Raw genomic sequence first — 12,099 nt, forward strand, 5'->3', positions numbered from 1 at the left:
CATGGCATTCAGTCTTTTCGATTCAAAAGGCACGGACATCGACAAGCAGCGGTTCACCTGGCGCGACATGGTGCAAAAACCGATCAGCAAGCTCGATGACGACGCATTTACGCGCATCCGGGTCATCCTTATCAACGGGCTCGAGACCGAAGCGTTGCGTTTCGGGCACCTGGCAGCCCGCTTCAACCGCGATCTGCGCCTGCCGCTGGCCAAGGTGCGCCGTACCGAGCAGCATCAGGCCACGCTGGTCAACTGGCTGATCGCGGCCGACCACTCCCCGCTTGAAACCACGGTCGCCTACGAGCAGGTCGCCATCGAGGTCACGGCCGCCATCGCCCAGAGCGAACCCGACCCGTACCTGGCGCAGGTCTACCGCTTCGGCCTGCTGGAAGACTTCGACCACCTGTACCGCTATGCGGCCCTGCTCGACCGGCTGGAGGGCAAGGACGCCAACAATATTTTGCAAAGCTACACAGACATCCTGCCCGGACGGCCAACGTCGGAGCATCACCGCGCACCCGAAGACGAGCTGCGCGAGCCCTACGACGCCCGTACTGCCGCGTTTTTAAGCAAGGTTAACGCGTTGACGATCGTGGCAAGCGAGTACCAGACGCACGACTATTACCAGAATATCGGCCCGCTGTTCTCCGACCCGCTGGCGCGCCAGCTGTATGCCGAAATCGCTTCCGTCGAAGAACAGCACGTGACCCAGTACGAATCCATGCTCGACCCGGCCGAATCGTGGATCGAGCAATGGCTGCTGCACGAGGCGGCCGAGTGCTACAACTATTACAGCTGCGTCGAGCAAGAAACCAATCATCACCTGCGCACCATCTGGGAACGCTTTCTCGACTATGAACTGGGCCACTTCCACATGGCGTGCGAGGCATTCAAGCAGGTCGAGCGGCGCGACCCGGCGGAAATCGTCACCAGCGACTTCGCCAGCCCGCTCGCCTTGCGCAGCCAGCGCGACTTCGTGCGCAAGGTGCTCATGGACGAAGTCGACGTGCGCACCGACGGCGCCCGCTTCGTGGCCAGGGCGCTCGAAAGCCCGCTCTCGCTCAGCTACCGCAGCATGGTCAACGCCGACGGTTCGCCCAGCGACATGGTCGCCTCCGGCTACGTCTGGATGCCGGGAACCGAGCTCAATCGCAAAGGCATGCTGGCCGCCGCCGGCGTCACCGCGCCCTGAGCGCATTTCGCAACAGGAGAATCGAGATGAGTACCGTTCAACAAGAACACATGGGAATGAACCGCACCGGCATCCAGATGTCGCCGATCGACAGCAAGGCGATGCAGGAGCTCGAGCCGACCGTCACCTCCGATGATGGCGTGGGCGACACGGCGCTGGCCGAGCTGCGCAGCGACTACATCGCCAATGCCGATGCGCTGGGGTCGGTCCCGCTGCCCGGCACGCTGAGCGGCGCGGTCAATGTGGGCATGTCGATGCTCAAGGGCCACAGTCCGCAGATCCTGCTCGATAAACTGGGCGAGCGGCTGGCGTTCGAGCGCACGGGCGCGCGCCTGTACGACGCGCTCATTACCAAGTGCGAAGTCATGCTGGCCGGCGATATCAGCATGACGATCGAAGACCTGGAACAGATCCGGGCCGACGAGGCGCGCCATTTCCTGATGCTGGCGGACGCCATCGCATCGCTGGGCGGCGACCCGACCTCGCAAACCCCGAGCGCCGACCTGGTGGGCGTGGAGTCGATGGGCCTGGTGCAGGTATTGAACGACCCGCGCACCAGCATCGCACAGTCGCTGCACGCCATCGTCACCGCCGAACTGAGCGACAAGGCGGGCTGGGAAACACTGGTGGCGCTGGGGGACGAACACGGCCTGGCGGACATGGTCGACAGCTTCACCCAGGCCCTGAACGAAGAGCGCGAGCACCTGGCGCTGACGCAGACCTGGTATGAAGAAGCGATCGGCCTGACGTATGGCGATGTGGAGCTCGACGACATGGCGTCCACGCAGGAGCTGCCGGACTGACACGTCGATTGCGTGGACGGCCCAACTGGGTGGCCTGGAGGAGATATCGAAAAACCGTCGTGGGCGGAGCAAGTTTGGCGACAGAAGCGCCGCCGTACGACGATCCGGCGATCTCCAGGCGTGAATGCCCCGCGTCACATGCGGCTACTAGAGCGTTTGGCCGAACATGGGCGCGACCGCGCGCACGATCTTGCGGGCATTCGCATGCTGGTCACTCAGGTTGGTAAACACGATGATCGTCAGCTTCTGATCCGGGTAGCGCATGAAGTCGGTGACGTAGCCGGGCATGCCGCCGGAGTGGTACACCCAGCGCTTCCCGTTCTGGGTCCGCAGCTGCCAGCCCAAGCCGTAGTAGATGTCGGGATTGTCGGCATTGGCCGCCTGCACCAGGGCGTTGTCGGTCCACATCAGGGCCAGGGTCGATTGCTTGAGGATCTTGTCGGTGTACAGCGCAGCATCCCACTTCGCCATGTCCATGGCACTGAGTTCGATCCCGCTCGCTGCCATGCCCAGGTAGACCGACATCGCGTCGGTCGTGACAAACGGGAGATGTTTGCCGTCTTTGAGCTCGTACCCGATGGCGCTGTCCGCGCGCGCCGGCTTCGGCGCGACGAGGCGCGCGCTGTGCATGCCCAGCGGCGTGAACACCCGCTCTTTCAGGAAATCGAAATAGCCCTTGCCGGTGACCCTGCGCACGACGATACCGAGAATATCGTAGCCCACATTGCAATACCGGTACCTGGTGCCCGGCTCCCAGCTCAGGGAATACGCCCTGAACCTGGCCAGCATGTCGTCTTCTCCCAGGATCTTGTTGGCATGCAGGTCCGCAAAGGTCGGATCGTCCGGATATTCGGGCAGGCCGGAAGTGTGATTCAGCAGGTGCCGAATGGTGATGCCGCTCCATTGCGGCGGCACCGCCCCGATGAATTTGTCGAGCTTGTCGTCGAGCGATATCTTGCCCTCCTCTACCAGCAGCATGATGGCGGTGGCGGCGAACGACTTGCTGATCGAGCCGATTTCGAAGCGGTCCTCCGGTTTCACCGGGCGCGCGGCCTCGCGGTCGGCGTAGCCGTAGCCCTTGCCGTAGACAACGGTGCCGTCCCGGACCACCACCAGCGTCATGCCGGGAATGCGCTGCTCGACCAATTGCCCCTGCATGTACTGGTCCACCTCCGGCTGCGCCGTTTGCGTGACGCTCGCTGCCAGCGTGGTCACCGGCGCCAGCACGACAGTGCCGGCTGGCGCAGCACCGCCCCCGCCGCTGCCGCCGCCGCAAGCGGCCAACAAGCTCGTGGCCAGCGCCGCGATGAACAGGGCGCGCCTATCCATGGATGGCCCCGATCGCGACCAGTATCACGGGCGTGAGCGCGACGCCGTCGCGTGGCCAATCAGCAAAACGGTCGATAGCAACCTTGTCGATACCCATAGTCTGGTCCTCGAATGCGTGTCCGTCGGTGACGGGGATAGCGAGTGGAGCGGCACCGGCCATGTCGCGAAACATGACACCGGGCGCTTGCATGAAAGCGTCGTACGCAAACTTGATGGCCGTGCGGTTCTCGCGCAACAGGCGCAAGCGCGCCCCGGCGTCGCGCTGCGTGCTGATCAACTGCGAGCAGGCAGCGGGCCACCGGTTGGCCGCTTCCACGCCGCCGTCGCGCCCGCGGATGAAAAAGCGTCCGCTGAAGTAGTAGAGCATCTTGCCGCGACTGAGGCGCAGCACCGCGCCGTCCTTGTACGACCGGACGACACGCGCTGGCTGCCAAGTCAGCTGCGGCCAGGAATCTTCACGACGCGGTTGTTCACGCCCGAGATGTTCTTTCTCGGCTCGGCGCTCGATTGCCAGCGCACGCTGTTGTTCACGCCTTCCACGCTCAACGGTGCCTTGGGCGCCAGTTGAATCGTCACGGAGTTGCCGGTGCCGGAGAGTTCCAGCCCTGAGCACACGCCGGTGAACGTGATGACGTTATCCGTGCCCTCGATGACCGCGCGGCGGCCCTCGCACGGGAACGAGCGCTGGTGTCCATTGCCGCTGACTTCAATCTTGTCCTTGTCCGACGACGTCGTGCCCGAGGTGTCGTCGTCGCTGGCAAGCGCAACATTGCACGCGCCGACAGCCGCGATCACAGCAAAACACAGTGTGGAAAATGGTCGAAACGACATAACAGCCCCTTTATCAAAAGAATAGTTGCCGAAATATTATTCCATTAATAGAAAATTGGCAAGTTTTATGCATCGACCATAGCGGTCTCGAACAACCGACGTGGTCGAATCGACATGCGCACCCTCCTGATGAGGCCATTCATGTTGATCCAATGTTGGCATCAGCATGACATGCCGCCGCACGCGGTTGGCGGCCTCTGCACTAAAGCCACGGCATCCAGTTCACGCAGCCTGGCCGCGCGGCGCATCCGGGCGCCCCGGGCGCATGGCGCCACAGCGTGTCGTGCGGCGCCGTTCGCCGGCGTGCTGCATGTTTTCGGGTTTGCCAATTTGTCCTACAATGCTGGATGACCCAAATTTCGCTTGTCCTGCCGTTCGCCCTGCCCCCTCCCGAGCTCGCCCCCGATCTGATCCGCGCATTGCAGGCCCCGGCCCTGGCCGCGCTCATCAGCCGCAGCGCCCCGCATCGGCCATTGCCGGTCGACGATCACATCCGCGCCCTGCCCCACGAAGCCTGGCTGGCGCAAGCGCTGGGCGCATCGGGCGACGGCACGCCGGCCCTGGCCGGCGCCGTCATGCGCGGCCACGGCCTGGCGCAGCAGGAAGGCACCTGGTTCATCGTTCACCCCGCGCACACCCAGATCGCGCGCAGCCACCTGTTAATGGCCGACATGCGCGGCCTGCACCTGTCCGAGGCGCACGGGCGCGCCCTGTTCGATCTCGCCAAGCCCTACTTCGACGAATCGGGCAAGACCCTGCTGTACGGCGACGCCGGCACCTGGTTCATGCGCGCCGACGACTGGGCCGACCTGGAAACATCGACGCCCGATTCGGCGGTCGGCCTGAACCTGACCGACTGGATGCCCAAGGGAGCGGCGTCGCGCGCCTTTCGCATGCTGCAAAACGAAGTACAGATGCTGTGGTTCGAACACCCGGCCAACACGGAACGCGAAGCGCGCGACCTGGCCGCGATCAACTCGTTCTGGCCCTGGGGCGCCGCGCCCGCCGGTGCCAGCGTGGACACCGCCCGTCTCGTCACCAGCGACGCGCTACCATGGATGGCGGCACTGGCCGGCCATTCGCAAGCGGAGCCAGTCACGCCGCTGGCCGCGCTGACCGGCGACGCGATCCTGCTGTGCGACGCCCTAACCGAAGCGGCCCTCGCCACCGATTGGGCGAGCTGGCTGCAGCATATGCACCGCCTGGAGCAAACGCTGTTCGCGCCGGCGCTGGCCGCGCTCAAGGACGGCCGCATCCAGCAACTGCAACTGCTGCTGGGCGACCGCACGCGCCTGGCCGCCTTTACCACCACCCGCTTTTCGCAACGCGCCTTCTGGCGCCGCCCGACCCTAGACAGACTGCTGCCATGACCCGTATCACGACTCGCCCCTGCTCCTTCCGCACTTCCGAAATGCTGCGCCAGACCGGCGTGCATCCCGTGCTCGCGCGCCTGTACGCCGCGCGCGGCCTGACCGACGCGCGCGAACTGTCGAGTGAACTGGGCAGCCTGATGGCGCCCGCCGGCCTGCTGCACATCGACGCCGCCGCCGTGTTTTTGGCCGACGCCATCAAGGCCGGGAAAAAAATGACCATCGTGGCCGACTACGATTGCGACGGCGCCACCGCCTGCGCGGTCGCCCTGCGCGGCTTGCGCGCCATGGGCGCTGCGGTCGACTTCATCGTCCCCAACCGCTTCGAATACGGCTACGGCCTCACGCCCGAAATCGTCGAACTGACGGCGCGCGAAAAAGCGCCCGACATCATCATCACCGTCGACAACGGCATCGCCAGCATCGACGGCGTGCTCGAAGCGAAGCGGCGCGGCATCGACGTCGTCGTCACCGACCACCACCTGCCCGGCGACACCCTGCCCGAGGCGCGCGTGATCGTCAACCCGAACCAGCCCGAATGCGGCTTTCCCAGCAAGCACCTGGCCGGCGTCGGCGTGGTGTTCTACGTGCTGCTGGCGCTGCGCGCCGAACTGCGCAAGCGCGGCGTGTTCGATGCCCAGACCCAGCCCAAGCTCGACAGCCTGCTCGACCTGGTCGCGCTGGGCACCGTGGCCGACGTGGTGCGGCTCGACTCGAACAACCGCATCCTGGTGGCGCAGGGCTTGAAGCGCATGCGGGCCGGGCGCATGCACGCCGGCGTGGCCGCGCTGTTCCGGGTGGCCGGGCGCGAAGCGCGCAGCGCCTCGCCGTTCGACCTCGGTTTCGCGCTCGGTCCGCGCCTGAACGCCGCCGGCCGCCTGGAAGACATGTCGCTCGGGATCGAGTGCCTGGTCACCGACGACGAAGGGCGCGCCTGGGCCATCGCCCAGCAGCTCAACGAAATCAACCTGAAACGGCGCGAGATCGAGGCCGACATGCAGGACACGGCCCTGCTGCACCTGGACGCCTACCAGCCGGCCGACAGCAACACCATCAGCGTGTTCGACGAATCCTGGCACCAGGGCGTGATCGGGATTGTCGCCTCGCGCCTGAAAGAAAAATTCTTCCGCCCGACGATCACCTTCGCGCCTGGTGCGGAAGGCTGGATCAAGGGGTCCGGACGTTCGATCCCCGGCTTTCACCTGCGCGACGCGCTCGACCTGGTGTCGAAACGCGCGCCCAGCCTGATCGACAAATTCGGCGGCCACGCCATGGCGGCCGGCCTGACCATCCGCGCCGACGCCTTCGAAGCGTTCTCAAAGGCGTTCGAAGAAGTCGGGCGCGCCTGGCTCAACACCCAGCAGCTCGAACGCATCATCGAAACCGACGGCCCGCTGGAAGACGCCTACTACACCACCGAATTCATCGGCCTGATGGATGGCCAGGTGTGGGGCCAGGGCTTTGCGCCGCCGGTGTTTTGCGACGAGTTCCGCGTGGTCAGCCAGCGCATTTTGAAGGAGCGCCATCTGAAGCTGCAACTGGAACGCAACGGCCAGCGTTACGACGCCATCTGGTTCGGCCACACCGCCTCGGTCGGCGAACGCGCGCGCGTGGCGTTCCGGCTCGACGCCAACGAGTACAACGGCGTCACCCGCGTCCAGCTGCTGGTCGAACACGCCGAGCCGGCGTAAGGCCTGGCCGGGCAAGCCTCAGGTCAATCCAGGCGCGCCGTCATGCAAGCTTTTCCAGGCGCGCCGTGCCACCTTCGAGCGCATCGTTGTGATACAGCCAGCCAGAAATAGCGCAGTGCGCCGCCGCCACGCGGGTGAACGCGAGACAGGCGTCTTCGCTATCGAAGCGCTTTAAGGTCCTGAGGTCAATCACCCAACGATGGACGGCGATATACTCCAGCTCGCTCAAATGGCATGAATAACTGATGCAGCCATCCTCGTCATTTTTGTGGGCGTGGCACACCACAGCCAGCGCATCGAGGGGCAGCGTTTTCAATTCCACCGGCTTGCTCTCGTCGGTGTAGTGTTTGCGCTTGTTCCAGGTCCGGTCGCCAAAATCGATCCACTCGCGCGATGTCCAGATCAAGCCCGGCCCCAGCCTGTGCTTCAGAAAGCCCCACAGGCCGCCGGCGGGAATGACGATGAAATCGATCGCCTGCGTGAACACGTTCTCGCCGATGGCAAACTCCAGCAGCGCGGTCAAGGTTTTGGAGACGGCGATGGCGGCGAGCCCGTACAGGAACAAGCCTGTATACGCGTGATGGCGCCGGTCTTTCGGCGTACGCTCGGCAGCGTGGAGGGGCCATTCCCCGGTATCAAGGCGTTCAGGTGCAATTTCATGTGTCGGCATATCGACAAACATCCCCATCGTATTATTGTTGCAAAGTCAGCATCGCATACCGAGAACGGCGTTTGGTTCAGCACAGCCGGGTCATGGTGCGGCCGTCGGCGCTGCCTGGATCTGTCCACTGATGGCGCCAGCACGGCAAGTCCCATCGCCTGGCCGTGTCGAGGGCGAAGGCCAGGCTTTCCTCTTCCGTGGTCACCGACTGCAGGTCAGTCAGTTCTTCAGGTCGATGTACGGCACGGAGTTGTTCCGCATCCCACCGCCTGCAAAGGTAAACGTGGTAGTACCTGACTTCGTCGATACCCTCTCCATACAGGCTGTCATGGCACATCAGCGCCAAGTCATCGAAGCGTAGACGGGTCAAGCTGGCCGGCGCGCCGGCCTCGGCATAGCGAATCTCATGGTTCCAGCTGCGTTCGTCGAAATCGAGCCAGGTCGTCGATTCCCACAGTGGCTCCCCGTAAAACCGGCTTGCGACATATGCCCAGATGGCGGCGCCGATCACCAAGATCGCATACAGCGCCTTGAGGACACTCTTGTCATCGATCACCTTGCCCAGCACGCCCACAGGAATCATCGCAAGAATCAGCGCCAGAAGGGAATACACGACGACACTGGCAAACACGTCGGTTGAGCGGTCCTGCGCATCCCAGCTTTTTGACTTCAGGACCTGCCGATGGGCGCTAACGGATTTCATTGTGTTTACCGGCATGCGAAAATGACCCGCAGAGCATTGTTGATATAAAGGCAGCATCATATACTAGTAGCACAGCACAAGATCGGCCGCCAGACGTGGCTGAGCAAGGAGCCGCATCGCAAGCTGTCCAGGTCGATTGTTTGCGCAGGCTCAGCAACGCTTTGATGGCGATTGGCTTGCACGCGATATGAAAATAGAGTATAAATACTCCATAACCGGAGCCCACTATGAACCTTGCCTTCGCCTATCCCAAAAGTCGCTTCGAGCCGGCGGTGCTCATCGACCTGAACGCACGCGCGGAGCGGGAACGCTTGTCCAAGTCCGCACTCAAGGGGTTTTTCGCCCTCATGAGCGCCTGGAAGCTGCGCGACGAAGATGCCCGCGAACTGCTCGGCGGCATGTCATCCTCCACCTATTACGAGTGGAAAAAGAACCCCGACCGCATTCTTGAAGTCGACCGCATCACCCGCATTTCTTACCTGCTCGGCATCTACAAGGCCCTGCATATTCTTTACGGCGACAAGCTCGCCGACGAATGGATCACCCTCCCCAACAGCAATCCCATCTTCGCCGGACGCACGCCACTGTCGCAAATGCTGGCGGGCGGCCTATTGTCGATGCAAACGGTGCGCAAGCTGCTCGACGCCCGCCGCGGAGGCCTGTGACTTGACGGTCATTCCCAAGCTCACCACCCTGCGGCAGTTCGATACCTGCCGCCTGATCCCGTCGCGCTTTGCTGACGTGGAAGATTCCGTGCTTGGCCCGCTGGCCGAGGATGCGGATGTCTTGCGCGACCTGTTCGATATCGACAACGCCACCAACGAACGCTTGCGCGGCGAGTATGGCAGCCTGCCCGGCATCGGCGTCGACGAGCTGGTGTTCGGGGTGCCGAATTTTCGCATCATCAACGCCGCTTACACCTATCCGCGCCCGGAAGGCAGCCGTTTCAACGATGGCGAACGCGGCGCGTGGTATTGCGCTTTCGAGGCCGAAACGGCCCTGGCCGAAATCACCTTCCACAAAACCGTGGAATACCAGGAAATCGGCCGCTTCGACGACAGCGTGACGTATCAGGCCCTGATCGCCGACTTTACCAGCACTTTCCACGATATTCGCGGGGTCGATGCTTTTGTAAAATATCTCGATCCGACCAGTTACATCGAGTCGCAAACCCTGGCCAGCCAACTGCTCGACAGTGGATCGATGGGCGTGATCTACCCCAGCGTGCGGCGCCCGGCCGGCACCTGCCTGGCCTGCTTCCGGCCTGCGCTGGTGGGCAATGTGCGCAAGGGGCAAGTGTATCGCCTCACTTGGTCGGGCTCGCTCACTCCCGTCATCGACATCGTCTGAACGATCGTCCTGCACGCTTCATATCACCTGAACTATTGAGTATTTGCATGAAAACCAAGCCTGAAAACGATACCGAACTGCACGCCAAAATCAACCTCGAAACCGCGCGCCTGCCATGGGCCGAATTGCAGCGTCACTTTGCCCAGGGCACTGTGGTGTTCGTCAGCGCCGAGCTCGACCTGGTCGACGTGGCGGTGCGCATCTCGCACGACGACAAGGACAGCATCGCCGCATGGATGGGCGATGGCAAGCTCGGCAAGGTCTCGGATGCGCAGGCGCAAGCCTGGACCGAGGCCGATGCCGTGCTGTGGACCTCGGTGGTGCATCCCTTCATCCTGGTGCAGCCGGACAAAGGCGCGCTGCACTGACTCGCGGACGGCCTAGCGCCGTTTCAGGATCGAACCCAGCACACCACGGATAATTACGCGCCCGACTTGCGAGCCGATGCTGCGCGCAGCCGACTTCATCATCGCCTCGACCGGCGACTGGCGCTTGCCGCCACCGCCGAACAAGCCCCCGAGCATGCCGCCCAGCGAGGTGTCGGGCGCGCGCTCGGGCGCACTGCCGCGCCCGCCGCCAGCCGGCGTCCTGCCGCGTGGCGCCGGCGCGTCCTGTTCTTGCTGCGTCGCAGCGCGGGCGGCAATCAGCTCGTGCGCCGATGCGCGATCGATCGCTTGCTCGTACACACCGACGACCACCGACTGCGCCATGGAACGCTGGCGCTCGGCCGCGTCGATCGGGCCGATCTGCGACGCCGGCGGCAGGATGTAGGCGCGTTCGACCATGTTGGGCCGTCCTTTCTCATCGAGGAAGGACACCAGCGCTTCGCCCAGCTCCAGCTCGGTAATCACCTGGGCGGTATCTAGCGCCGGATTGGGCCGGAACGTTTCCGCCGCCGCCTTGACGGCTTTCTGGTCGCGTGGCGTGTACGCGCGCAAAGCGTGCTGCACGCGATTGCCCAGCTGGCCGAGCACGGTGTCGGGAATGTCGAGCGGGTTCTGGGTGATAAAAAACCCGCCCACGCCTTTCGACCTGATCAACCGCACCACCTGCTCGATTTTTTGCAGCAAGGGCTTGGGCGCTTCGCTGAACAGCAAGTGCGCTTCGTCGAAGAAAAACACCAGCTTCGGCTTGTCCAGGTCGCCTACTTCCGGCAGGTTTTCAAATAGTTCCGACAGCAGCCACAGGAGGAAAACCGCGTACAGGCGTGGCGCATTCATCAGCTTGTCGGCGGCCAGGATGTTGACCACGCCCCTGCCGTGCGCATCGGTTTGCAGCAGGTCGTCGATATTGAGCATCGGCTCGCCGAAAAAGCGGTCGCCGCCCTGCTGCTCGACCGCCACCAGGCCGCGCTGGATGGCGCCGATGCTCGCCGCCGACATATTGCCGTAAGTGGTGCGAAAATCGGCCGCGTTGTCGCCAACATGCTGCAGCATGCTGCGCAAGTCCTTGGTATCGAGCAGCAGCAAGCCATTGTCGTCGGCGATTTTAAACACCAGTTGCAGCACGCCTTCCTGGGTGTCGTTCAGGTTCAGCATGCGCGCCAGCAGCAAGGGCCCCAGGTCGGAAATCGTGGCCCGCACCGGATGGCCGGCCTCCCCGAACACATCCCAGAACGTCACAGGACAAGCGGCCCAGGCCGGCGCTTCGACGCCCAGCGTGCCCAGGCGCTTGCTCATCTTCTCCGACGCGGCCCCGGCCTTGGCCATGCCGGACAGGTCGCCCTTGACTTCCGCCATGAACACCGGCACCCCGATCCCGGACAAGGCCTCGGCAATCACCTGCAAGGTCACCGTCTTGCCAGTCCCGGTGGCGCCGGTGATGCAGCCATGCCGGTTGACCAACCCCGGCAGCAAATCGAGTACTTGCGGGGCTGGGGATGCAATGTGTCGGGAAATCGGCAGCGGCATGGACATGGCGGCAATCTCCTCGGGGCGGTGGAAAATCAATAGTACCTCATGCCATCGCCAATGCCATTGCCATTGCTGTCGCCATCATCGGTGGCGCATCCGCGCCAGCACAATCCCCACCCTCGCCCGCCGATTGGACCAAGGCCGCCAGGGCGGCAGGCCGAGTGTTGAAGATGGGCGATCTGGTCGTCCGCGTCTGGAAGTAGCCGCGCGCTGGACATCGGCCCAGGCAAGCGGCGCGTTCACGGAGGGACCAGCT

13 protein-coding genes are annotated in these 12,099 nt (G+C 63.7%); 7 read left to right on the forward strand and 6 right to left on the reverse strand.

The features are described from left to right. Window position 1 precedes the first annotated feature (1 nt). Both F2P46_RS02970 and F2P46_RS02975 read left to right on the forward strand, forming a co-directional pair. Window positions 2-1,192, forward strand: coding sequence for a hypothetical protein (locus F2P46_RS02970; RefSeq protein ID WP_166885065.1), 1,191 nt, complete (start codon window positions 2-4; stop codon window positions 1,190-1,192). Window positions 1,193-1,218: 26 nt separating this feature from the next. Further along, complete coding sequence (locus F2P46_RS02975) at window positions 1,219-1,995, forward strand: ferritin-like domain-containing protein (RefSeq protein ID WP_229508999.1); 777 nt, start codon at window positions 1,219-1,221, stop codon at window positions 1,993-1,995. A gap of 147 nt (window positions 1,996-2,142) precedes the next feature. Here the strand turns inward: F2P46_RS02975 and F2P46_RS02980 are convergent, their stop codons facing one another. The 3 genes from F2P46_RS02980 to F2P46_RS02990 are packed head-to-tail and all read right to left on the reverse strand — an operon-like array spanning window position 2,143 to window position 4,155. Next, entirely contained in the window at window positions 2,143-3,324 is a 1,182-nt protein-coding gene (locus tag F2P46_RS02980; RefSeq protein ID WP_166885067.1) for a serine hydrolase domain-containing protein, read from the reverse strand. After that, window positions 3,317-3,715: a hypothetical protein gene (locus F2P46_RS02985; protein ID WP_166885068.1), complete on the reverse strand. Its 399-nt coding sequence runs from the start codon at window positions 3,713-3,715 to the stop codon at window positions 3,317-3,319. Before F2P46_RS02985 ends, F2P46_RS02980 begins: the two co-directional genes overlap by 8 nt. A 44-nt stretch (window positions 3,716-3,759) precedes the next feature. Next, window positions 3,760-4,155, reverse strand: a complete 396-nt coding sequence (locus F2P46_RS02990; protein WP_166885070.1) for a DUF3060 domain-containing protein — start codon at window positions 4,153-4,155, stop codon at window positions 3,760-3,762. Between the two features lie 347 nt (window positions 4,156-4,502). Between F2P46_RS02990 and F2P46_RS02995 the strand changes: the two genes are divergently transcribed. Both F2P46_RS02995 and recJ read left to right on the forward strand, forming a co-directional pair. Next, window positions 4,503-5,525 (forward strand): hypothetical protein, encoded by a 1,023-nt coding sequence (locus tag F2P46_RS02995; RefSeq protein WP_166885072.1) that lies wholly within the window; start codon window positions 4,503-4,505, stop codon window positions 5,523-5,525. After that, a complete protein-coding gene (gene recJ / locus F2P46_RS03000) occupies window positions 5,522-7,216 on the forward strand; it encodes a single-stranded-DNA-specific exonuclease RecJ (RefSeq protein ID WP_166885074.1) in 1,695 nt (564 codons plus the stop codon). The genes F2P46_RS02995 and recJ overlap by 4 nt, the downstream gene beginning before the upstream one ends. 40 nt (window positions 7,217-7,256) lie before the next feature. Here recJ and F2P46_RS03005 read toward each other — a convergent pair whose 3' ends face one another. Both F2P46_RS03005 and F2P46_RS03010 read right to left on the reverse strand, forming a co-directional pair. Next, window positions 7,257-7,898, reverse strand: coding sequence for a hypothetical protein (locus F2P46_RS03005; RefSeq protein WP_166885076.1), 642 nt, complete (start codon window positions 7,896-7,898; stop codon window positions 7,257-7,259). Window positions 7,899-7,953: 55 nt separating this feature from the next. Further along, window positions 7,954-8,580: a hypothetical protein gene (locus F2P46_RS03010; RefSeq protein WP_166885078.1), complete on the reverse strand. Its 627-nt coding sequence runs from the start codon at window positions 8,578-8,580 to the stop codon at window positions 7,954-7,956. A gap of 227 nt (window positions 8,581-8,807) precedes the next feature. Here F2P46_RS03010 and F2P46_RS03015 point away from each other — a divergent pair, with 227 nt between their 5' ends. The 3 genes from F2P46_RS03015 to F2P46_RS03025 are packed head-to-tail and all read left to right on the forward strand — an operon-like array spanning window position 8,808 to window position 10,298. Continuing rightward, on the forward strand, window positions 8,808-9,245 hold the full coding sequence (locus F2P46_RS03015; RefSeq protein ID WP_166885080.1) for an antitoxin Xre-like helix-turn-helix domain-containing protein: 438 nt from the start codon (window positions 8,808-8,810) through the stop codon (window positions 9,243-9,245). Between the two features lies 1 nt (window position 9,246). Further along, window positions 9,247-9,930: an RES family NAD+ phosphorylase gene (locus tag F2P46_RS03020; protein WP_166885082.1), complete on the forward strand. Its 684-nt coding sequence runs from the start codon at window positions 9,247-9,249 to the stop codon at window positions 9,928-9,930. A gap of 47 nt (window positions 9,931-9,977) precedes the next feature. Continuing rightward, window positions 9,978-10,298 carry a DUF2288 domain-containing protein gene (locus F2P46_RS03025; RefSeq protein WP_166885083.1) on the forward strand — a complete coding sequence of 107 codons (321 nt, stop codon included), beginning with the start codon at window positions 9,978-9,980 and terminating at the stop codon, window positions 10,296-10,298. 12 nt (window positions 10,299-10,310) lie between these two features. Here the strand turns inward: F2P46_RS03025 and F2P46_RS03030 are convergent, their stop codons facing one another. After that, window positions 10,311-11,846, reverse strand: a complete 1,536-nt coding sequence (locus F2P46_RS03030; protein ID WP_166885085.1) for a helicase HerA-like C-terminal domain-containing protein — start codon at window positions 11,844-11,846, stop codon at window positions 10,311-10,313. Window positions 11,847-12,099: the final 253 nt, after the last annotated feature.

Origin of the sequence: Massilia sp. CCM 8734, assembly GCF_011682155.1 — a bacterium.
Classification (GTDB): Bacteria; Pseudomonadota; Gammaproteobacteria; order Burkholderiales; family Burkholderiaceae_D; genus Telluria_A; species Telluria_A rubra.

Bases quoted from the DNA above. Each gene is read 5' to 3' on its own strand.
- recJ (WP_166885074.1), top strand. From the start codon at position 5,522: ATGACCCGTATCACGACTCGCCCCTGCTCCTTCCGCACTTCCGAAATG.
- F2P46_RS03010 (WP_166885078.1), bottom strand. From the start codon at position 8,580: ATGAAATCCGTTAGCGCCCATCGGCAGGTCCTGAAGTCAAAAAGCTGG.
- F2P46_RS03025 (WP_166885083.1), top strand. From the start codon at position 9,978: ATGAAAACCAAGCCTGAAAACGATACCGAACTGCACGCCAAAATCAAC.
- F2P46_RS02975 (WP_229508999.1), top strand. From the start codon at position 1,219: ATGAGTACCGTTCAACAAGAACACATGGGAATGAACCGCACCGGCATC.
- F2P46_RS03005 (WP_166885076.1), bottom strand. From the start codon at position 7,898: ATGTTTGTCGATATGCCGACACATGAAATTGCACCTGAACGCCTTGAT.
- F2P46_RS02990 (WP_166885070.1), bottom strand. From the start codon at position 4,155: ATGTCGTTTCGACCATTTTCCACACTGTGTTTTGCTGTGATCGCGGCT.
- F2P46_RS02980 (WP_166885067.1), bottom strand. From the start codon at position 3,324: ATGGATAGGCGCGCCCTGTTCATCGCGGCGCTGGCCACGAGCTTGTTG.
- F2P46_RS03030 (WP_166885085.1), bottom strand. From the start codon at position 11,846: ATGTCCATGCCGCTGCCGATTTCCCGACACATTGCATCCCCAGCCCCG.
- F2P46_RS02995 (WP_166885072.1), top strand. From the start codon at position 4,503: ATGACCCAAATTTCGCTTGTCCTGCCGTTCGCCCTGCCCCCTCCCGAG.
- F2P46_RS02970 (WP_166885065.1), top strand. From the start codon at position 2: ATGGCATTCAGTCTTTTCGATTCAAAAGGCACGGACATCGACAAGCAG.
- F2P46_RS03015 (WP_166885080.1), top strand. From the start codon at position 8,808: ATGAACCTTGCCTTCGCCTATCCCAAAAGTCGCTTCGAGCCGGCGGTG.